General features: G+C 70.5%; 18 protein-coding genes and 1 tRNA gene. 13 read left to right on the top strand and 6 right to left on the bottom strand.

What is annotated here, in order from left to right:
- The first annotated feature begins 197 nt into the window (after positions 1-197).
- From MFF13_RS05005 to MFF13_RS04985, 5 genes are all read left to right on the top strand, one after another.
- Positions 198-902 (top strand): 50S ribosomal protein L25/general stress protein Ctc, encoded by a 705-nt coding sequence (locus MFF13_RS05005; protein WP_147750701.1) that lies wholly within the window; start codon positions 198-200, stop codon positions 900-902.
- A gap of 112 nt (positions 903-1,014) precedes the next feature.
- A complete protein-coding gene (gene pth, locus MFF13_RS05000; protein ID WP_147750702.1) occupies positions 1,015-1,632 on the top strand; it encodes an aminoacyl-tRNA hydrolase in 618 nt (205 codons plus the stop codon).
- Between the two features lie 263 nt (positions 1,633-1,895).
- Positions 1,896-2,342 (top strand): PIN domain-containing protein, encoded by a 447-nt coding sequence (locus tag MFF13_RS04995; RefSeq protein ID WP_147762465.1) that lies wholly within the window; start codon positions 1,896-1,898, stop codon positions 2,340-2,342.
- 13 nt (positions 2,343-2,355) lie between these two features.
- Complete coding sequence (gene ychF, locus MFF13_RS04990; protein ID WP_147750704.1) at positions 2,356-3,453, top strand: redox-regulated ATPase YchF; 1,098 nt, start codon at positions 2,356-2,358, stop codon at positions 3,451-3,453.
- 47 nt (positions 3,454-3,500) lie between these two features.
- Positions 3,501-4,490 (top strand): MaoC family dehydratase, encoded by a 990-nt coding sequence (locus tag MFF13_RS04985; protein ID WP_147762466.1) that lies wholly within the window; start codon positions 3,501-3,503, stop codon positions 4,488-4,490.
- 436 nt (positions 4,491-4,926) lie between these two features.
- Here MFF13_RS04985 and MFF13_RS04980 read toward each other — a convergent pair whose 3' ends face one another.
- Positions 4,927-5,337 (bottom strand): hypothetical protein, encoded by a 411-nt coding sequence (locus tag MFF13_RS04980; RefSeq protein ID WP_238271122.1) that lies wholly within the window; start codon positions 5,335-5,337, stop codon positions 4,927-4,929.
- 182 nt (positions 5,338-5,519) lie between these two features.
- Between MFF13_RS04980 and MFF13_RS04975 the strand changes: the two genes are divergently transcribed.
- Together MFF13_RS04975 and MFF13_RS04970 are read left to right on the top strand one after the other, a co-directional pair.
- Complete coding sequence (locus MFF13_RS04975) at positions 5,520-5,897, top strand: glycosyl hydrolase (protein ID WP_147762467.1); 378 nt, start codon at positions 5,520-5,522, stop codon at positions 5,895-5,897.
- 7 nt (positions 5,898-5,904) lie between these two features.
- Positions 5,905-6,327 carry a hypothetical protein gene (locus MFF13_RS04970; RefSeq protein ID WP_147750708.1) on the top strand — a complete coding sequence of 141 codons (423 nt, stop codon included), beginning with the start codon at positions 5,905-5,907 and terminating at the stop codon, positions 6,325-6,327.
- Between the two features lie 117 nt (positions 6,328-6,444).
- Here MFF13_RS04970 and MFF13_RS04965 read toward each other — a convergent pair whose 3' ends face one another.
- Positions 6,445-7,443 carry a helix-turn-helix domain-containing protein gene (locus MFF13_RS04965; RefSeq protein WP_147827983.1) on the bottom strand — a complete coding sequence of 333 codons (999 nt, stop codon included), beginning with the start codon at positions 7,441-7,443 and terminating at the stop codon, positions 6,445-6,447.
- A gap of 127 nt (positions 7,444-7,570) precedes the next feature.
- A complete protein-coding gene (locus tag MFF13_RS04960; protein WP_238271120.1) occupies positions 7,571-10,228 on the bottom strand; it encodes an MGH1-like glycoside hydrolase domain-containing protein in 2,658 nt (885 codons plus the stop codon).
- Between the two features lie 435 nt (positions 10,229-10,663).
- Between MFF13_RS04960 and MFF13_RS04955 the strand changes: the two genes are divergently transcribed.
- Entirely contained in the window at positions 10,664-11,500 is an 837-nt protein-coding gene (locus tag MFF13_RS04955; protein WP_147762470.1) for a transglutaminase-like domain-containing protein, read from the top strand.
- A 36-nt stretch (positions 11,501-11,536) separates the two neighbouring features.
- Here MFF13_RS04955 and MFF13_RS04950 read toward each other — a convergent pair whose 3' ends face one another.
- Positions 11,537-12,379 carry a type 1 glutamine amidotransferase gene (locus tag MFF13_RS04950; RefSeq protein ID WP_238271118.1) on the bottom strand — a complete coding sequence of 281 codons (843 nt, stop codon included), beginning with the start codon at positions 12,377-12,379 and terminating at the stop codon, positions 11,537-11,539.
- A 346-nt stretch (positions 12,380-12,725) separates the two neighbouring features.
- On the opposite strand from MFF13_RS04950, the gene MFF13_RS04945 reads away from it, so the two are divergent.
- The 4 genes from MFF13_RS04945 (at position 12,726) to MFF13_RS04930 (ending at position 16,848) form a co-directional block, all read left to right on the top strand.
- On the top strand, positions 12,726-14,222 hold the full coding sequence (locus tag MFF13_RS04945) for an ATPase domain-containing protein (RefSeq protein WP_147762472.1): 1,497 nt from the start codon (positions 12,726-12,728) through the stop codon (positions 14,220-14,222).
- Positions 14,219-16,273: a PAS domain-containing hybrid sensor histidine kinase/response regulator family protein gene (locus tag MFF13_RS04940; protein WP_147762473.1), complete on the top strand. Its 2,055-nt coding sequence runs from the start codon at positions 14,219-14,221 to the stop codon at positions 16,271-16,273. Before MFF13_RS04945 ends, MFF13_RS04940 begins: the two co-directional genes overlap by 4 nt.
- 67 nt (positions 16,274-16,340) lie before the next feature.
- Complete coding sequence (locus tag MFF13_RS04935; protein WP_281406029.1) at positions 16,341-16,670, top strand: DMT family transporter; 330 nt, start codon at positions 16,341-16,343, stop codon at positions 16,668-16,670.
- 94 nt (positions 16,671-16,764) lie between these two features.
- Positions 16,765-16,848 (top strand) — tRNA-Tyr (locus MFF13_RS04930).
- Between the two features lie 90 nt (positions 16,849-16,938).
- Here the strand turns inward: MFF13_RS04930 and MFF13_RS04925 are convergent.
- The gene (locus tag MFF13_RS04925) at positions 16,939-17,667 is read right to left on the bottom strand and encodes a YggS family pyridoxal phosphate-dependent enzyme (protein ID WP_147762474.1); all 729 of its coding nucleotides are present in this window, start codon (positions 17,665-17,667) and stop codon (positions 16,939-16,941) included.
- Between the two features lie 250 nt (positions 17,668-17,917).
- On the opposite strand from MFF13_RS04925, the gene leuS reads away from it, so the two are divergent.
- Positions 17,918-20,545, top strand: a complete 2,628-nt coding sequence (gene leuS, locus MFF13_RS04920; protein ID WP_238271116.1) for a leucine--tRNA ligase — start codon at positions 17,918-17,920, stop codon at positions 20,543-20,545.
- Between the two features lie 240 nt (positions 20,546-20,785).
- On the opposite strand, the gene MFF13_RS04915 is transcribed toward leuS, so the two are convergent.
- Complete coding sequence (locus tag MFF13_RS04915) at positions 20,786-21,151, bottom strand: response regulator (protein WP_147727221.1); 366 nt, start codon at positions 21,149-21,151, stop codon at positions 20,786-20,788.
- Positions 21,152-21,280 lie beyond the last annotated feature (129 nt).

Below are 21,280 nucleotides of genomic sequence, written 5' to 3'. Positions count from 1 at the left end.
GAGAGGCGACGGGCAGGCTCGCTGCGGCGCCCGGCGAAGGATTGCGCCGCGTTGCCATCCGGCCCCAAGCCCGCTATAGGCGCTCCACGCCCGCCAGACACCCTTGGAGGCACGGGCGCGTGGGGTTTCGGTTCGGCCGTCCGTCTCGGGCGGCCTTCGTCGTTTCCCCGACCATTCATCAATCAAAGGATCACGCCATGAGCGCAGTCAAGACGCTTGAGGCCGTGGCACGCGACCGGGTCGGCAAGGGGGCCGCCCGGGCCGTTCGTCGCCAGGGCCAGGTTCCCGCCGTCGTGTACGGGGGAGGCCAGCCGCCGCAGTCGATCGCCATCGACCTCATCCGCACCCGCACCCTGATCTACGCCGGCGGCTTCAAAACGACGCTGTTCGAGATCAACGCCGGCGGCAAGAAGACCCGCGCGATCCCGCGCGACTTCCAGCTCGACCCGGTCAGCGGCGTGCCGATGCATGTCGACTTCCTGCGCGTGGTCGCCGGCCAAACCGTCACCGTCGAGGTGCCGGTGCACTTCCACAACGAGGACGCGGCCCCGGGCATCAAGCAGCAGGGCGGCACCCTCAACATCTCGCTGCACACCTTGGCCGTCGAGGTCGCCCCCGACCAGATCCCCGACGGGATCGAGATCGACCTCACCGGCCGCCAGATCGGCGACGTGATCCACGTCTCCGACGTCACATTGCCGGCCGGCGTCGTCTACACCGGCGAAGCCACCGACCCGATCGCCAACGTCGTGCCGCCGACCGTGCTCGGCGCCGAGGTCGAGGCCGAGGAGGCCGCGATTGCCGAGGCGCAGTCGGCGGAAGCCGAGGCCGAGAAGGTCGAAGCCGAGGCCGAAGAGGCCGAGGCCGCTGCCGAAGCCTCCGAGGAGAAGAAGGAGGACTGAGCCCTTCGCGGCTCGATCCTCCCGCACCGCCCTCGTGGTGGTGCGGCTTCGAAACGATGCCCCGGCCGCGAGGCCGGGGCGTTCTTGTTTTGGAAGGCCGGAGTCCGTCGCCATGCGACTCATCGTAGGCCTGGGCAATCCGGGCAAAGCCTACGCGCGCAACCGCCACAACATCGGGTTCCTCGCGATCGACGAGATCGCGCGGGTCCACCGGGCGAGCCCGTTCCGGCGACGCTTCCAGGGCGAGGCCGCCGAGGTCTCGTTCGGGGCCGAGCGCGCGATCCTCCTGAAGCCGCAGACCTTCATGAACGAGTCCGGCCGCTCGGTCGCCGAGGCGCAGCGCTTCTACAAGATCGCGCTGTCCGACGTGATCGTATGCCACGACGAGCTCGACCTCGCCGCGGCCAAGATCCGGGTGAAGCTCGGCGGGGGGAACGCCGGGCACAACGGCCTGCGCTCGATCACCGCCCAATGCGGCAACGACTATCGCCGCGTCCGGCTCGGCATCGGGCACCCCGGCGACAAGGCCCTGGTGCACGCCTACGTGCTCAACGATTTCGCGAAGTCCGAGGAGCCCTGGGTCGAGGACCTGTGCCGGGCGGTCGCCGACGAGATCGCGCTGCTCGCGGCGAACGAGAACGAGAGCTTCCAGAACAAGGTCCACCTCGCCATGGTCGGCCGTGGCTGGGCCGACGTGAAGCGGCCGGGCGAGAAGGCCGCCAAGAATTGACACGAAAACACGAGGACACGATATCGAAGGCCTTGGAGGCCGTCCGATGAAGAACCTCACCATCACCCTCGACGAGGACCTGTTTTCCTGGGCGCGCGTGGAAGCGGCCAAGCAGGGCCAAAGCCTGTCCCGCTTCGTCGCCCAGGCGCTGGCAGACCGCCGGGCGCCCGAGCTTGCGCACCAGCTTGCGATCCTCGAGGACTTCTTCGAGGGACCCGGATGGCCCGGCATCGCCGAGAACCTCCCCACGCGCGACGAGATCTATGACAGGTCGGCTCTTCTTCGACACGAACATCCTGATCTACGCCCTGGATCCGAAGGATCCGGCGAAGCGGTCGATGAGTATGGAGGTGATCACGAAGGCTCTGACGCAGGGACGTCTGGTCGTCAGCCCGCAAATTCTGAACGAATGCGTCTGGGTCGCGGCCTATAGGAAGAAGCTCGTTCCTCCGGCCGACATCGAGCGCTACCTGTCCGCATTCCACCATGCCTGCACCGCCCCGCTCGACGTTGAGACCCACCGTCTGGCGATTCGCGTGTCTGCTAAGCACCGCCTGTCTTGGTGGGACAGCATCGCCCTCGCTTCGGCGCTTCAGGCTCGCTGCCAGGCCTACGTCTCTGAAGATATGCGGGACGGCCAAGCCGTCGAGTCCCTGACGATCATCAATCCCTTCGGGCCTCGCGCCCGCGCCACCCTGGCGCTCACCTAACGGACCTGACCCCATGGGCTTCAAATGCGGCATCGTCGGCCTGCCGAACGTCGGCAAGTCGACCCTCTTCAACGCGCTGACGCAGACGGCGGCGGCGCAGGCCGCGAACTATCCGTTCTGCACCATCGAGCCGAACGTCGGCGACGTGGCGGTGCCCGACCCGCGCCTCGACGACCTGGCGCGGATCGCCTCGTCGAAGGAGATCATCCCGACGCGGCTGACCTTCGTCGACATCGCTGGCCTCGTGCGCGGCGCCTCGAAGGGCGAGGGCCTCGGCAACCAGTTCCTCGCCAACATCCGCGAATGCGACGCCATCGCCCACGTGGTCCGCTGCTTCGACGACGGCGACGTCACCCACGTGGAGGGCAAGGTCGACCCAGGCGCCGACATCGAGACCATCGAGACCGAGCTGATGCTGGCCGACCTCGACAGCCTCGAGAAGCGCGTCGTCGCCCTGGAGAAGCGGGCTCGTGGCGCCGACAAGGAAGCCAAGGAGTTCCTCGACCTCGTCAACCGCGCCCTGCCGTACCTGCGCGAGGGCAAGCCCGCCCGCATGGTCGCCCGCAAGCCGGAGGAGGAGAAGCTGTTCCAGCAGCTCGGCCTGATGACGGCCAAGCCCGTGCTCTACGTCTGCAACGTCGACGAGGGCGACGCCGACAAGGGCAACGCCTACTCGAAGGCGGTGCAGGAGCGCGCGGCGGCCGAGGGCGCGCAGGCGGTGGTGGTCTCGGCTAAGATCGAGAGCGAGATCGCGGTGATGCCGGCCGCCGACCAGGGCGACTACCTCGAGGCGGTGGGGCTCGCCGAGCCCGGCCTGAACCGGGTGATCCGCGCCGGCTACGATCTGCTCGGGCTCATCACCTACTTCACCGTCGGCCCGAAGGAGGCCCGCGCCTGGACGATCACCAAGGGCACCCGCGCGCCGGCCGCCGCCGGCGTGATCCACACCGACTTCGAGAAGGGCTTCATCCGCGCCGAGACGATCGCGTTCTCCGACTACACCACGCTGAAGGGCGAATCGGGCGCGCGCGACGCCGGCAAGCTCCGGCTCGAGGGCAAGGAGTACCTCGTGCAGGACGGCGACGTGCTGCATTTCCGCTTCGCCAACTGACGCGCGCGGCCGCGCCGGACCACCTGCGTCCAGACGGAGACATGCCCATGTCAGGCCTCTACTTCGAGGATTTCGCCGCCGGCCAGGTTCGCGGCGGCGCGCGGCTGACGGTGAGCCGCGACGACATCGTCGCCTTCGCCCGGGAGTTCGACGCGCAGCCGTTCCACCTCGACGAGCGCGAAGCGGAGAAGACCTTCGCCGGCCGGCTGATCGCGTCGGGCTGGCACACGGCCTCCCTTGGGATGCGGCTGCTGCAGGCCGGGCCGATGGGCGGGCACTCCTCGCTCGGATCGCCCGGCGTCGCCGAGCTGCGCTGGTTGAAGCCTGTGCTGCCGGGCGATTCGCTCTCCGCCACCCTGCGCGTCGAGGAGACCCGCGCCTCGGCCTCGAAGCCGGATCGGGGCTTCGCCGTCTGCCTGCTGACCCTGGAGAACGACCGCGGCGAGGCGGTGATGACCCAGGCGTTCACGGTGATGCTGGCCCGCCGCGGGGCCGAGCCGGCGGCGCCGCGGGTCGTGGAGACCGGCGTTCCGGCCCCTCTGGTCGAGCCGGACGACGCCGAGATCGTGCCGTTCCTGAAGGACGCCGCGGTCGGCGCCACCCGCGACTTGGGCGCCTACGCCTTCTCGGCCGAGGCGATCCTGGACTTCGGCCGCGCCTACGACCCGCAGGTGTTCCACACCGATCCGGAGGCCGCCAAGGCCACGCATTTCGGCGGCCTGTGCGCCTCGGGCTGGCACACCGCCGCCGCCTACATGAAGCGGCTGCTCGCCACCCGCACCCGCGACCACGCCTTCACCGCCGCCCGCGGGCAGGCGCCGGCGACCGGCCCCTCGCCGGGTTTTCGCGACATGCGCTGGCTGAGGCCGGTCTACGCCGGCGACACCGTGCGCTACGCCACGACGCTCACCGACAAGCGCGCCTCCGCCTCCCGCCCCGGCTGGGGCCTCGCCTTCGCCGACAACGTCGGCGTCAACCAGCGCGGCGAGACGGTGTTCTCGTTCGCAAGCTCGGTGTTCTGGCAGTGGGCGCCGTAACGCGCGCGTCCGGCGCCGTCGCCTGCGTCGGGTGACGAGCGAAATCCGATAACGCGACGACCGTCCGGACGTCCCTGAAGCGATCCATCGCGAACCGCCCGGCTCGATCCGCTCGGGCGGAGAGGTGTCCGTCCGGCGGTCGGCTCGTGCGCGGGGGGAAGGCCGATGGGATCGCGCGCCGCTAGGCCTCCGGCCGGAACGGTTTGCCCGCCAGCGCCGTTCCTCGCCCCCTGCAGCACCCGTCCGACGCACCGCCAGCACAGACCGGGCCGGCCGCGACGACGGGTCGTTCGCGGCGGCGCGCCGAGGTCATCCTCCGGTGGCGATGCCGCATGCCAGTTTGCGGGATGATGAACGAAGCATATCAATTTCGTTTAACTGCTGTTCATGTCATCGATTTGCAGAATTGTGCAGAAATACCGCGGAACGGTTTTTTTTATGCTGTCCGTTTATGGCCCGTACAACCGGATAAACGGAGATAATACATCTCAAAGCACGTTCGCGTCGCCGCCCTTGCGACCACCTTCGTCATCGGCGGCGCCGCCATGGCGCTCGCGCAGTCGTCCTCCACCGTGGGCACCGGCGGCTCTTCGGCGGGCGGCGGCACCAGCTCGTCGACGGTCGGCACTGGCGGCTCCTCGGCAGGATCCGGCAGCGGCTCGGGTTCGACCGTGGGCACCGGCGGCTCCTCCGCGGGCGGCGGCAAGAGCTCGTCCACGGTCGGCACCGGCGGTTCGTCGGCGGGCGCCGGCAGCGGTTCGGGGTCGACGGTCGGCACCGGCGGCTCCTCGGCCGGCAAGGGCACCAGCGGCTCCTCGATGGGCACGGGCGGTTCCTCGTCCGGCATGTCGGGCAGCGCGTCCGGTCATGACCGCGGCGGCCCCGGCAACTCCGAGAACGCACCGGGCCACAACAAGCGCTGATCCGGCTCTGGAACGGCGACATCGGGCGCGGCTCCTCGGAGCCGCGCCCTCCTCGACCTTCGCACCGCGCCTTTCATTCCCTCCCCGCCATCAAGGAGACCTGACCATGGCTCGCCTGATCCTGCCGCTTCTCGGTGGCGCCCTCGTCCTCGCCGGCGTCGCGACCGGCCAAGCCCAGACAAGCACGGTCACGACCGGCCCGAACGGCGTCTCGGGCAGCACGACGGTGACGACCGGCCCGAACGGAAAGCCGTGCAAGGTCGTGCATTCCGACGACGCGAAGAACGCCGGCACGATGTCGAGCTCGGTCACGGCCGGGGCGGACGGCGTGCGGAGCGCGACCACGGGCGGTCCTTCGGTGACCACGCGGTCCGGGAGCGGCTCGACCAGCAGCTCGGCCTCCAGCTCGAGTTCCGGCGGCACCACCATGACGACCACCGGCGCCGGCGACTGCGTCGTCACCGTCCCCAAGACCACGAAGTGAGGCTGACATGACGATCCGATTCATCGCCCCCCTCGCCGCCTTCGGGCTCCTCGTCGTCCCGGCGCTCGCCCAGACCGGGGGCAGCGCCACCGGCGGCACGGCGGGCTCGGCGGCGGCCGGCGGCACCTCCGCCTCGACCGTCGGGACCGGCGGGACTTCGACGGGAGCGAACGGCGCGACGGGCTCGTCCCTGGCCACCGGCGGCAGCGCGGCGGGCGGCAAGACGATGGACCGCTCGCACGTCAACGAGACCGGGAACGGCGGGCTCAACGGGCAATCGAAGGCGATGGCCCATGACGGCGGCACCTTCTCGAAGTCGCATACCCAGACCAAGGTTCGCGACGGCGAGGGCGTCGAGTCTCGGACGAAGACCATGTCGCACGAGCCCGGCTCCAAGCCGGTGAAGTCGACCACCACGACCGGTCGGTGACCGCCTTTCCGGCCGCGTGATCCCGATGTTTCGGCGGGCCATCCTGCCGGGACATGGCCGAAGACCGGAACCCGACGACGCCACGCGCCCGGCGTGGCGTCGTCGCTCCGTTGCGGGTCATCCCCGCCGTCCGGCCTCGCGCCGTGCCTGGGAGGGCGTGCGCCCGTACACACGCTTATAGCGTTGGCCGAAGTCGCTCATGTGCACGAAGCCCCAGCGCCGCGCGATCTCCGCGATCGGAACCGCGGCGGCGGACGCGGAGGTCAGATCCTCGTGGGTGCGCGCGAGCCGCCGCTCGGTGATGAAGGCGATCGCCGTCTGCCCAGTCCGGTTGCGGAACTGGCTCTGGAGGGAGCGAACGCTGAGCCCGGCGGCCGCGGCGATCAGCGACAGCGTGAGCGGTTGCGAAAGGTTCGCCTCGATGAAGTCGAGCGCGATGGTGAAGCGCGAGGCCGTGGCGTCGGTCGTCGCAATCGTCGCCACGCCCGCGCGCCTGGGCCAGACAGACAGGAGCTGGTAGCTGAGGATCTCCTGGACCAGCGGGAAGGCGATGTCGCCGCCGCGACCCGCCTCCTGCCCGCGGCGCTGCACCTGCCGCATCATCAAGAACAGGGCGATCATGCCCGGCGTGGCGACGTCTGCGATCGGGGCGAAGGCCGGAAGAGCCGGCTGTCCGCCCGTGAGCGCGGCGTTGGCCGCCGAGAGCGCTTCGAGCGTGATCGTTCCGTTGATCGCGCTGAAGGCCGGCGAGGCCTGGATCTCGCTGACGTCCTCGAAGTCGACCAGGGTCGCGTATTTTGGCGTACCTTGCGTCTTGCCCGACTGGTTGCGGTAGATGATGTGCCCGTTCGCGATGAAGCGGACCGTCAGGATGTCGACGGCGACCCGCGGCTTGGTGATGAAGCCGCTGGAGGAGCGCGTCTCCCACAGGCACAAGGTGCTGCTCTTGTTGCCGGCCATCTCGATGTCGGGCTTCACCGAGCGGAGTACGTCGAAGTTGATCGCGAAGCTGCTCAGGTCGTTGAACGTCTGAAGCTGACGCGCGGACGCGATGCGGGCCGCGAACTCGCTCTGGGGAACCCACGCGGCTTGGCGGTTCGAAGTCCGGGCCGTCATCGTCTCAACCTGAAGTTCATGCCGTCGATCCGGCTTCGATCGCGTCGGCCTTCATGGCATTTCGTGGCCGCGTCGGCCAAGCTCCCACACCCGCGCACGCCCCCGCGGAGATTGCGGTCCCAGTGCCTCAGGTCCCGCCCCTTTGCGCCCGGTGGTGCAGCAGGTTGACGATCAGCGCGGTCCAGCCGGTCTGGTGCGAGGCGCCGAGGCCCCGGCCGGTGTCGCCGTCGAAGAACTCGTGGAACAGCAGGGCCTCCTCGGCGCCGTCCACCGGGGGGATCGGCACGCGGTCGCCGTCCGTGGGGCGGCGGCCGTCCGCGCCGCGGGTGAACAGGTCGATCAGCCGCTCCTGCAGCGCGTCGGCGATGGCGGCCAGCGTGTGCATCGCGCCGGAGCCGGTCGGGAACTCCACCAGGAAGTCGGCGCCGTAATAGGAGTGGAACCGGCGCAGGGCCTCGATGATCAGGTAGTTCGTCGGCATCCAGACCGGCCCGCGCCAGTTCGAGTTGCCGCCGAACATGTTCGAGGTCGAGTCGGCCGGGTCGTAGCGCACCGTGAACGAGGCGCCGAACTCGTTGAGCACGTAGGGCTGGTCGCGGTGCGCCTTCGAGAGCGAGCGCACGCCAAAGGGCGAAAGGAACTCGGCCTCGTCGAGCATCCGCCGCAGCAACGCCTTCATCCGGTGGCCGCGCAGGAGCGAGAGCAGCTTGCGGTCGCCGACGCCGCCCTCGTCCCAGCGCGAGACCAGGCAGGCGAGGTGCGGGCGGTTCTCCAGGAGCCAGTTGAGCCGCCGGGCGAAGTCCGGCAGGCGCTGGAGCACGAAGGGCTCGATCACCTCCACCGCGAACAGCGGCACGAGGCCGACCATGGAGCGGACGCGCAACGGCAGCATCCCGCCGCCGGGCATGTCGACCTCGTCGTAGTAGAACTCGTCCTCCTCGTCCCACAGGCCGAAGCCCTCGCCGCCCATGTCGGTCATCGCCTCGGCGATGAGCAGGAAGTGCTCGAAGAACTTCGACGCTGTGCTTTCGTAGACGTCGTTGTGGAGCGCGAGCTCGAGGGCGATGCGCATCATGTTGAGCGCGTACATCGCCATCCAGGCGGTGCCGTCGGCCTGGTGCACCATGCCGAAGCCGGGGGGCGGGCGCGAGCGGTCGAACACGCCGACGTTGTCGAGCCCGAGGAAGCCGCCCTGGAACACGTTGCGGCCGCCGGCGTCCTTGCGGTTCACCCACCAGGTGAAGTTGATCAGGAGTTTGTGGAACACGCCCTCGAGGAAGGCGAGGTCGCCCCGGCCGCCGCGGCGGTCGCGGTCGATCTCGAACACCCGGTAGGTCGCCCAGGCGTGGACCGGCGGGTTGGTGTCGGAGAACTCCCATTCGTAGGCCGGGAGCTGGCCGTTGGGGTGCATGTACCATTCGCGCGTCAGCAGCAGGAGCTGCTTCTTGGCGAAGTCCGGGTCGAGCAGCGCCAGCGGCAGGCAGTGGAAGGCGAGGTCCCAGGCGGCGAACCACGGGTACTCCCACTTGTCGGGCATCGAGAGCACGTCGGAGGCGGCGAAGTGGCGCCATTGGGTGTTGCGACCGCCGTCGCGCTCCCGCGGCGGCACCGGCTGGGCCGGATCGCCCTGCAGCCAGCGCCGCACGTCGTAGGCATAGAGCTGCTTCGACCAGATCAGGCCGGCCGACGCCTGCCGGAAGATGGTGCGGGCTTCCGCGTCCGCGATCCCGTCCTGCAGGTCGTCGTAGAAGGCGTCGGCTTCGGCGATGCGCCGTGTGCGGATCGCATCGTCCGCGTCGAGCGGGCGCGCCCGCGTCCCGGCTGACAGCCGCAGGCGTACCCGGCGGGTCTCGCCGGGCTCGAGGCGCAGGGCGTAGTGCAGGCCGAGCTTGGTCCCCGCGTCCCGGCGCACCGCCGAGGCGTCGCCCTCGACGATCGCCGCGTGCAGCCCGTCCTTGAACGGGCCTTCGGCGTCCGGCTGCCCCGCGTGCCGGCGCAGGTTGGTGTCGTTCTCGCAGAACAGCAACGCGGGCCCGCCCTCGAAGGCCAGCCGGTAGCGCCCGAGCCGCGGGTGCTCGCAGGCGACCCCGCCCTCGGGGTGGCGCCCGATCCACGGACGCGGCTGCGCCCCGTCCTCCCGCCAGGACCAGGTGTTGCGGAACCAGAGCTGCGGCACGAGGTGGAGGTCGGCCGCCTCCGGCCCGCGGTTCGTCGCCGTGATCGCGACGTGGACGTCGTCGACGTCCGCCTTGGCGTATTCCACCGTCACGTCGAAGAAGCGCGCCCCCTCGAACAGGCCGGTCTCCTCGATCTCGTATTCGGGAACCTCGCGGCTGCGCTGCAGGCCCTCGCGCACGAGGTCCTCGTAGGGGTAGGCGCCTTGCGGATAGCGGTAGAGGAACTTGAGGTAGGCGTGGCTCGGGACCGCGTCGAGGTAGTGGTAGACTTCCTTCACGTCCTCGCCGTGGTTGCCCTGCTCGTTGGTGAGGCCGAACAAGCGCTCCTTCAGGATGCGGTCGCGCCCGTTCCACAAGGCCAGCCCGAGGCAGAGCTGCCCGCGCTCGTCGCAGATGCCGGCCAGGCCGTCCTCGCCCCAGCGATAGGCGCGCGAGCGGGCCTCCTCGTGGGTGAGCGAGCGCCACGCGTTGCCGTCGCGGCTGTAATCCTCGCGCACGGTGCCCCATTGCCGCTCGCTCAGATACGGCCCCCACAGCGACCACGCCCGCTCGCCGCGCGCCTGCTCGGCGATGCGGCGCCGCTCCGCCCAGGCGATCGCCTCGTTCATGCGCGGGTCCCGCGGCCGAGGATCGCCGCGGCGGGGGTGGAGGAGGGCAGGGGAACGGTCATGGCATCCCAAGGGGCCGAAGGGTCGACGCCTCGTGCGATGCATCATCAGCGCCACACCGCGGCGCCGGGGGTATTTCCTCAAGCTGCAGACGTATCGCGCAGGTGAAGCTGCGCTCGTCCCTCCTCTCCTGCAAGAGGAGGGAGCTGGCGCTATGTCCTCGACCGCGTCTCTGATTTCCGCCGACTGTTCTACCGGCTTGCAGCAACGCCCGGGTCCTGATCGGACAAAAACTGCCGTTTCTCTGGGCAGAACCTGCGCGGCAAGCACATCTGACCTGCGGAACCTCGAGCATAGCGTCCGTGTTCAAGGCGCGTCCACGCTCTCGCCTCTGCCCCGCCTGCGCCCTCGCTCGCGGCCGTCACGGATCCACCGATGCTCGTCCAAGCCGGCTTCACCATCGCCTTCAACACCTTCGGCCCGACCCCGATGAACCTGCTGCTCAACGTGCGGCCGGAGCGCCGGGTCGACCTCGTGACGCCGGAGGTCATCGCGTTCGATCCGCCGGTGCTGGCGACGCAGCACGTCGACGCCTTCGGCAACGTCTGCACCCGCATCGTCGCCCCGGGCGGCCGGATCACGATGTCGGCCGACTTCACGATCCGCGATTCCGGCGAGCCGGACGCGTATGAGCCGGAGGCCCGCCAGCACCCGGTGCAGGACTTGCCCGACGACGTTCTGCCGTTCCTCCTCGGCTCGCGCTACTGCGACACCGACAAGCTCTCGGCCACCGCGTGGTCGCTGTTCGGCGCGACGCCGGAGGGTTGGGCACGGGTGCAGGCGATCGTCGACTTCGTGCACAATCACTTGCAGTTCGACTATCAGCGGGCCGACAACACCCGCACCGCGCATGACGGCTACGTCCAGCGCGTCGGCGTCTGCCGCGACTTCGCCCACCTGGCGATCGCGCTCTGCCGCTGCATGAACATCCCGGCCCGCTACGCCACCGGCTACCTCGGCGACATCGGCGTGCCGAAGGACCCGGCGCCGATGGATTTCTCGGCCTGGTTCGAGGTCTACCTCGGAGACCGCTGGTACACGTTCGACGCCCGCCACAACACGCCGCGGATCGCCCGCATCGTCATGGCCCGCGGGCGCGACGCGACGGACTGCGCTCTCACCACCAGCTTCGGCACCGCCTACCTGATGCGCTTCGACGTGCACACCGACGAGGTCGCGACGAACGACGGGACGATGGCCGAGGCAGCCTGAGGCTTCGCCGCGAACGCAAGGCCGACCGGAACCGCCCTAGCCGGCCTGTCGCGCGACGAGGCGGTCGAGGAAGTTGCCGATCTCGCGACGGCGTTGACGCGGCTCCAGGACGTCGGCGCCGAGGCCGTGTCGCCAAGCGAGCGACGCGTCCGCGGCGGCGTGCAGCGCCTCGATCTCGGCGGCGTAGTCCGAGACCGCGCCTGCGTCGGGCGCGAGGCCGGCCTCGACCACGGCCTCGGCGCAGACCCGCAGCATCGCGGCAAGCTCGTCGAGGTCGAGTTCCGGGTGATACTGCGTGCCCCAGAACACGCCGTCCCCGTGGGGGATCTCGATCGTCTGCACGTCGAGGAGCGCGTTCGCGGCGAGAACCCGCGCGCTGGGCGGGGGCACGATCACCGCGTCGGAATGGATCGCCGGCGCGTCCCATGCCGCCCCGCGGCCCGACAGCAGCGGGTGGTCGCGGCCCTCGGCCGTCGCGGCGATGCGGCGGGCGAAGCCGTATTCGGGGCCGCGCGGGTTGGGGCCGGCGTCGCCCCCGGTGACGACCGCCGCGAGCTGGACGCCCCAGCACGAGCCGAACACCGGCAGGCCGGCCTCCAGCGCCGCCTGCATCAGGTCGCGCTGGCGCATCACCTCCGGGCTGCGCTCGGCGACCTTCAGGGTCGATCCGGTGAAGATCACGCCGTCGTAGGTGGCGAGCCCCGCGCCCTCGGGCAGGCCGGCGTCGGCGTCGGCCGGGCTGACGAGGCGGCACTGCGCCTCGGGGTGGTAGGCGTGGACGACGTCGGCGTAGGATTCGGCCGAGGTGCGTCCGGTGGCCGTGACGTGCTGCGCGCGGTCTTCGCGCCCATTGCCGTCCGCGATGAGCAGTCGAAGCATGGTGTCCTGAAAAGTCGTCGGCGAGCGGATCTTGGGAACGCCCGGCAGAGCCGGATGATACTGCGACATAGGCGCAAAGCGACGAGGTCAGGATGATCCGAATTGTCGCGACCGGCGCCTTGGCGGGCTGCGGACCGAGGGGACCTATCGGCGCGCCCCGCGTTGAGGCAAAGGCAGGTGCCGTCGGGGCGAGGTCGTTCGTGTCGGGCGAGGCGCCGCGCCATAGGGCACCTCGCACGGTGCGCCGGCCCGTCGCCGGCACGCCTTCCATCGCAGGTGACTGCATCTCTCGCAGGCGGCTGCTTCTTCCGCAGGTGACTGCACCACATCCGTGATGGCGAAGCCGATGGATCAACCAACCCGCGTCGCCTCCTTCTCCCGCGAGACCCTCTCGACCGGGGTGGCGGGACTGGACGACGTCCTCGCCGGCGGCCTGACGAAGGGGCGCCTCTACCTGCTCGAAGGCACGCCCGGCACCGGCAAGACCACGCTCGCCCTGCAGTTCCTGCTCGATGGCGTCGCCCGCGGCGAGACCTGCCTCTACGTCACCCTGTCGGAGAGCGCGGACGAGCTGCGTTCTTCGGCGGCCTCGCACGGCTGGTCGCTCGACGGAGTCGAGCTCTACGAACTGGTCAACGAGCTCGGCCTCGATCCGGAGAGCGAGCAGTCGGTGCTGCACCCCTCCGAGGTCGAACTCGGCGAGACCGTCCGCGAGGTGATGGAGCGGGTGGACGCGGCAAAGCCCGACCGGGTGGTGTTCGACAGCCTGTCCGAGCTGCGGCTGCTCGCGCAGAACCCGCTGCGCTATCGCCGCCAGATCCTGGCGCTGAAGCAGCTCTTCGCGGCACGCGGCTGCACGGTGTTCCTGCTCGACGACGGCACCGCCGACGTGCAGCTCCACAGCATCGCCCACGGCGTCTTCCTGCTGGAACACAACCAGCGCAACTTCGGCGCGGGCCGCCGCCGCCTCCTCGTCCTGAAGATGCGCGGCGTGAAGAGCCGCGGCGGCTACCACGACTTCATCCTCGAGACCGGCGGGATCGCGCTGTTCCCGACCCTGGTCGCCGCCGAGCACGGCGTCGACTTCGCGCCGGTCACCCGCTCCACCGGCGCGCCCGGCCTCGACCTGCTGCTCGGCGGCGGCCTCGTGCGCGGCACCAACACCCTGCTGCTCGGGCCGTCCGGCGCCGGCAAGACCACGACGGCGGTCCGCTGCATGCTGGCGGCGCTGAAGCGGGGCGAGCGGGCCACCTACTTCCTGTTCGACGAGGGACGCGCGACGCTGCTGGCGCGCTCCGCCCTGCTTGGGATGGACCTGCAGCCGCATCTCGATGCGGGCACCCTCACCATCGCCCAGGTCGACCCCGCCGAGCTGGCGCCGGGCGAGTTCGCCTGCCGCGTCCGCGAGGCGGTCGAGCGACGCGGCGCGACCTTCGTCGCCCTCGACAGCCTCAACGCCTACATCCACGCGATGCCGGGCGAGCAGTTCCTGATCCTGCAGATGCACGAACTCCTGACCTACCTGAACCAGGTGGGCGTCACGACGCTGCTGGTGCTCGGGCAGCACGGCGTCATCGGCGACGTGCGCTCCGACCTCGACCTGAGCTACCTCAGCGACGGCATCCTGCTGTTCCGCTACTTCGAGGCCAAGGGCGAGGTCCGCACCGCGCTCTCGACGGTGAAGAGCCGGGTCAACGCCCACGAGCGCACCATCCGCGAGCTGCGGTTCTCCCGCGGCGGGATCCAGGTCGGGGAGGCGCTGACCGACTTCGAGGGGGTGCTGTCGGGGTTGCCGGCCTATGGCGGCAAGGTCGCGATGCTGCGCAGCGAACCGGCGGAATGACCGAGCCCGACCTCGACGAGACCCGCGTCCTCATCCTGGCGCCGCGCGGGCGCGACGCCGCGGTGATGGAGCGGTTGCTGGCCAAGTCCGGCACCCGCGTCGCCGTCTGCCCCGACGCGGCCGCGTGGCTCGCCGCCCTCGCGGGCCGGGCGGGCTCGGCGATCGTCACCGAGGAAGCCCTGCTCGACGTCGACCCCGACGCGCTCGGGACCTGGATCGAGCGCCAGCCGCCCTGGTCGGACTTCCCCTTCATCATGCTGGCGACGCGCCAGGCCGGGCGCCGCCCCGCGGAGGGCGCGGCCATGGTGGAGCGCCTGGGCAACGTCGTGCTGCTCGAGCGCCCGATCAACGCCGAGACCCTGGTCAGCGCGGTCGCCTCGGCCCTGCGGGTGCGGCGGCGCCAATACCAGGCGCGCGAACACATCCGCGAGCGGGAGCGGGCCGAGGAGCGCCTGCGGATCGCCAACGAGACCCTGGAGCGGCGGGTCGCCGAGCGCACCGGCGAGGTCGAGGCCGCCCGCGAAACCTTGGCCTTCGCCCTCGATTCCGCCGGGATGGGGACGTGGGACCTCGATCTCCTCACCGACACCGCGCGTCGGTCGGACCGCCACGACGCGATCTTCGGCTACGCCACGCCGCTGCCGCATTGGGGCCGGCAGACCTTCCTCGCCCACATCCACCCGGAGGATCGCGAGGCGGCGGAAGCGGCCTTCGCGCAGGCGGCGCGGGCCGGGACGCTCGATCTCGAATGCCGGATCGTGCGCCCCGACGGAACCGTGCGCTGGGTCGCGGCCAAGGGCCGGGCCGAGTACCGCGCCGACGGCACCCCCGTCCGCATGGCCGGAATCGTCCTCGACCGCTCCGACCAGCGCAACACCGAGGAGGCCCTGCGCCAGGCGCAGAAGATGGAGGCGATCGGCCAGCTCACCGGCGGCGTCGCGCACGACTTCAACAACCTGCTGACGGTCATCGTCGGCGGCCTCGACATGGTGCTGCGCAAGCCCGACAACGTCGAGCGGGTCAAGCGCCTGGCCGACGCCGCGATGACGGCGGCCCGGCGCGGCGAGCAGCTGACGCAGCAGCTCCTCGCCTTCTCCCGGCGCCAGATGCTGCGGCCGCAGACCCTCAACCCGAACCGCCTGCTCATCGACTTCCGGCCGCTCGCCGAGCGCGCCGCCGGGGGCGCGATCGAACTGGCCTTCGACCTCGACCCGGCCCTCGACCCGATCCGCATCGACCCGGCCCAGTTCGAGGCCGCCATCCTCAACCTCGTCGTCAACGCCCGCGACGCGATGGAGGCGGACGCCGGTCACGCCCGGATCGAGATCCGCAGCCGCAACCTCCGCCTCGACACCGCGGCGGTGGCCGACAAGGGCGTGCCGCCGGGCGCCTACGTCGAGATCGCGGTGTCCGACACCGGCAGCGGCATCGCGCCGGAGCTTTTGGCGCGGGTGTTCGAGCCGTTCTTCACCACCAAGGAGGTCGGCAAGGGCACCGGCCTCGGCCTGAGCCAGGTCTACGGCTTCACCCGCAGCGCCAAGGGCTTCGTCGCCATCGACTCCGAGGTGGAGCGCGGCACCACCTTCCGGCTGCGCTTCCCGCGCTCGACCGACCCCGCCGGCGAGGAGGCGGAGACGGGCGAACGCGGCGTGCTGCCGCTGCGCCGCGCCGGCGAAGGCGAGACCGTGCTGCTCGTCGAGGACGACGAGCAGGTCCTCACCATGGCCGTCGAGAGCCTTGAGGAACTGCGCTACAAGGTCGTCGTGGCGCGGAACGCTGCGGAGGCGCTGGCCCATCTCCGGGACGTCCAGCGCATCGACATCCTGTTCTCCGACGTGATGATGCCCGGCGGCATGAACGGCTCGCAGCTCGCGGTGGAGGCGCAGCGCCTGCGACCCGGCCTCAAGGTGCTGCTCACCTCCGGCTACGTCGCCGACCTCGACGAGGGCCAAGTCATCGGCCGCGGCGAGCTGCCGGTGCTCAACAAGCCCTACCGCCGCGACGAGCTCGCTCGCTCGCTCCGCCTCGTCCTCGGCGGCGGCGAGGCCTGAGCGGGGCGCGCGGGGTTCCGAAGCCTGGCCCGAACCGCCGATCCATCGAACCGGGAGCTTTGCGGCCGTGCACTGGGTCCACCTGATGATCGCGATCGTCGCCGAGGTCGTCGGCACCAGCGCGCTCAAGGCGTCGGACGGGTTCTCCCGGCCGGTGCCGCTGCTGATCACGGTCGCCGGCTACGCGGTGGCGTTCTTCTTCCTCGCGCTCACCCTGCGGACGATCCCGATGGGCGTGGCCTACGCGGTCTGGTCGGGCGTCGGCATCGTGCTGATCTCCCTCGTCGGCTGGCTGGTGTTCCGGCAGAGCCTCGACGCCCCGGCCCTGCTCGGCCTCGGCCTGATCGTCGCCGGCGTCGTGGTGATCAACGGCTTCTCGAACGCCGTCGGGCGCTGACGCGCCGGTCCTGCCCTGTGGGCCGTCCCGCACGGTTGACACGCCGCCACCCCCTCACCATAAGAGCCCCGCGCGGCCCGATGGGCCGCCCTTTGGGGGAATGTCCCGAGCGGCAAAGGGGGCGGACTGTAAATCCGCTGCGTAAGCTTCGTAGGTTCGAGTCCTACTTCCCCCACCACGTCCTTTCCCTTGCGATGTCCGATCCCTTGCGATGGCCGACGCCGTCGCCTCTCCCGAGGCTGCGGACTCGCGATGGCGCGTGCGCCGATCAGGCCTTTCGCGTCCGCGCGCCGAAGATCGACGTGCCGACCCGGACATGGGTCGCGCCCATCTGGATCGCGGCGCCGTAGTCGGCGCTCATGCCCATCGACAGGATCGGCAGGTTGTGCCGGCGGGCGAGCGCGGCGAGCAGGCCGAAATGGGCCGAGGGCGGGTCCTCGACCGGCGGAACGCACATCAGGCCCTGGATCGCCAGCCCGTGGGTGCCGACGCACTCGGCGAGCAGCACGTCGAGGTCGGCGGGCGACACGCCGCCCTTCTGCGGCTCGTCCCCGGTGTTGACCTGGATGAGCAGCTTGGGCGTGCGCCCGGTCCGCGCGATCTCCTTGGCCAGCGCAGCGGCGAGCGACAGCCGGTCGAGCGAGTGGATCACGTCGAAGAGTTCCACCGCCTCGCGCGCCTTGTTCGACTGCAGCGGCCCGACGAGATGGAGTTCCACGTCCGGGTATCGTGCCTTGAGCGCCGGCCACTTGGCCTTCGACTCCTGCACGTAGTTCTCGCCGAACAGGCGCTGGCCGGCCTCCAGCGCCGGCACGATACCCTCCGCCGGCACGGTCTTGGAGACGGCGATCAGACGGATCCCGGCCGGATCGCGCTCGCAATCCTCGGCCGCGCGGGCGATCCCGGTCCGCACCTCGGCGAGGCCTGCGGCGACGTCCGCCTCGCCGACGGGCGGCTTGTCCGGGATCGGCGGCGTATCGATCGGTGTGTCGGTCATCGGGGTCCTTCCGGGGGCGTCCGGCGGTCGCTGCGTGAGAGGTGGTCCACGCCGCCGCGCTGTCCAGCGGCACGGCATCGACATAGGCGATCTGGCGCCTCAATGCCGGGATCGTGCCCGCGGTGCAAAGCTCTCGCCCGCTCGACGCGGTCGGCCGAGCAGGTAGATCCGTTGGCCGAGCCCGGCGCGAATGTGCTAACGCCGCCGCTTCCCCGGCCCGCCCCGCCTGATCCCGGTTCCCGACGACGCCATGACGAACCCGCCCAGCCACCAGACCCTCGAGCGCTACAACGCCAAGGATTCCGAGCCGCGCTGGCAGGAGGCCTGGGCGCAGGCGCGCCTGTTCGAGGCCGACAACGCCGACGCCCGCCCGAAATACTACGTGCTGGAGATGTTCCCCTATCCGTCGGGGCGCATCCACATGGGCCACGTGCGCAACTACGCGATGGGCGACGTGGTGGCGCGCTACAAGCGGGCCAAGGGGTTCGCGGTGCTGCACCCGATGGGCTGGGACGCCTTCGGGCTGCCGGCGGAGAACGCGGCGATCGAGCGCAAGACCAACCCGCGCGACTGGACCTACGCCAACATCGCGACGATGCGCGGGCAGCTGCAATCCATGGGGCTGTCGCTCGACTGGAGCCGGGAGGTCGCGACCTGCGATCCGGACTACTACAAGCACCAGCAGCGCATGTTCCTCGACTTCCTCGGCAAGGGGCTGGTCACGCGCCGCACCGCCAAGGTGAACTGGGACCCGGTCGACCACACCGTGCTCGCCAACGAGCAGGTGATCGATGGGCGCGGCTGGCGCTCCGGCGCGCTCGTCGAGCAGCGCGAGCTGACGCAATGGTTCTTCAAGATCACCGACTTCGCGCAGGACCTCTACGACGCGCTGGACGGGCTCGAGCGCTGGCCGGAGAAGGTCCGGCTGATGCAGAAGAACTGGATCGGCCGCTCGCAGGGGCTGCAGGTCCGGTTCGCGTTGTCGCCGGACGCCGAGACGGCCCTCGCGGAACGCGCGGCCGACGCGACCATCCGTGAGGTCGAGGTCTACACGACCCGGCCCGACACCTTGTTCGGCGCCAAGTTCCTGGCCATCGCCGCCGACCATCCCCTGGCGGCCGCCCTGGCCCCCGGCGACGCCAAGCTGCAGGACTTCATCGCCGAGTGCCGCCGCATGGGCACGGCCCAGGCGGCGATCGATACCGCGGAGAAGCTCGGCTACGACACCGGGCTCACCGTGCGCCATCCCCTGGACCCGTCCTGGACGCTGCCGGTCTACGTCGCGAACTTCGTGCTGATGGAGTACGGCACCGGGGCGGTGTTCGGCTGCCCGGCGCACGACCAGCGCGACCTCGATTTCGCGAACAAGTACGGCCTCGGCAACACCCCCGTGGTCTGCCCCGAGGGCCAGGACCCGGCCACGTTCGTGATCACCGACACCGCCTTCGACGGCGACGGGCGGATGATCAACTCGCGCGACCTCGACGGCCTGACCACGGACGAAGCCTTCGAAGCGGTGGCGAGTCGCCTCGAAGGCGAGGTGCTGTCCGGCGCGCCGGTCGCAGCGCGAAAGGTGCAGTTCCGCCTGCGCGACTGGGGCGTCTCGCGCCAGCGCTACTGGGGCTGCCCGATCCCGATCATCCATTGCGAGGCCTGCGGCCCGGTGCCGGTGCCGGTGGCGGACCTGCCGGTGAAGCTGCCCGAGGCGGTCTCGTTCGACCAGCCCGGCAACCCACTGGAGCGCGACCACGCTTGGCGCACCGTGCCGTGCCCGTCCTGCGGCGCGGCGGCGCGGCGTGAGACCGACACGATGGACACCTTCGTCGACTCGTCCTGGTACTACGCCCGCTTCACGGCGCCCTGGCTCGCCGACCGGCCGACCGACCCGGCGGCGGTCAACCGCTGGCTTGCCGTCGATCAATATATCGGCGGCATCGAGCACGCGATCCTGCACCTGCTCTACGCGCGCTTCTTCATGCGCGCGATGCAGGCGACCGGCTGGTCCGGCGTCTCCGAGCCGTTCGCCGGGCTGTTCACGCAAGGGATGGTCGTCCACGAGACCTACAAGGACGAGGCCGGCGCCTGGGTGCCGCCGGCCGACGTGCGCCTGACGACGGAGGCCGGCGAGCGCCGCGGGTTCCACGTGAAAACCTCCGGCCCGATCGCGATCGGGCCGATCGAGAAGATGTCGAAGTCCAAGAAGAACGTCGTCGATCCCGACGACATCATCGCCTCCTTCGGCGCCGACACCGCACGCTGGTTCATGCTCTCGGATTCACCCCCTGAGCGCGACGTGATCTGGACGGAGGAGGGCGTGCAGGGCGCCGCCCGCTTCGTGCAGCGGGTGTGGCGGCTGGTGAACGCCGCCGTCGCGGCCTCGGGCTCCGGCGACGGCGACCTCGCCCTGCGCAAGGCCGCGCACAAAGCGCTCGCCGCCTTCGGCGAGGACGTGGAGCGCCTGCGCTTCAACCGCTGCGTCGCCCACGTCTACACCCTGGCCAACGCCCTCGAGGAGGCGTTCCGTGGTGGCGCCTCGGCGGCCGCCGGCCGCGAGGCCGCCGGCATCTTGGTCCAGCTCATCGCGTCGATGATGCCGCACCTGGCGGAGAGCTGCTGGGCGGTGCTCGGCCGCGACGGGCTCGTGGCGCAGGCGCCGTGGCCGGATTTCGACCCGGCGCTCCTGGTCGAGGATGCGGTGACCCTGCCGGTCCAGGTCAACGGCAAGAAGCGCGGCGACGTCACCGTTCCGCGCGACGCGGACGCCGCCGCCGTCGAGGCCCTGGTGCTCGCCGACGAGACGGTCCAGCGGGCGCTGGAAGGCCGGACGCCCCGCAAGGTCATCGTCGTGCCGGGGCGGATCGTGAACTTGGTGGTGTGAGGTGGAGCCGACTTCCCCTCTCCCGCACGCGGGGAGAGGCCTGGCTGCACCGCGTCGTGCAGCCAGGTAGCGCAGGCGGAGCCGAAGCGACGGTGAGGGGGAGCTTCCGGAGGAGCCTCGTCCGGCCAAGCTCCTCACCTTCGGCTGCCGCCTTGCTTTGCCGACGACGAGGTCGGCAAAGCCCTCTCCCCGCATGCGGGGAGAGGGGATGCTCTCAAAGCGGAGCGGGTGGCCGCCCCTTCAGGCGGCCAGCGCCCGGCTCACCGTGGCGCGCAGGTCCGCCAGCGAGAACGGTTTGGTCAGCACGTCGGTGACGATGGCGTCGAGCCCGCGGGCGCGTTCGCGCTGGTCGGCGAAGCCCGTCATCAGGAGGATGGTCAAGTCCGGAAAGTCGCGCTTGGCCGCGAGCGCCAGCGCGATGCCGTCCATCAGCGGCATCCGGATGTCGGTCAGCATCAGGTCGAAGGCGCCGTCGGATTCGTTCAGCCGGTCGAGGCCGTCGCTGCCGTCGATCGCCGTGACCACGGCATGGCCGTCGATCTCGAGGCCCCGTTTGAGAAAGCCGCGGACCGTCTCTTCGTCATCCACCAGAAGGATGCGCGCCATGTCGCCTGTATTCGATCCGTCGAAGAAGGGCCGTGCAGCCCGGTCATGCCTGGAGAACGTCTAAACAAGGGCCGCCCTGTCAAGACATTTCGGCGCACGATGTAGTGCGCCGCATGCGGGTTGCGAAAA

The organism is Methylobacterium cerastii (assembly GCF_022179125.1).
Classification (GTDB): Bacteria; Pseudomonadota; Alphaproteobacteria; order Rhizobiales; family Beijerinckiaceae; genus Methylobacterium; species Methylobacterium cerastii.
Note: the sequence above shows the minus strand (reverse complement) of the source record. Positions and strands in the feature narration are given on the sequence as shown.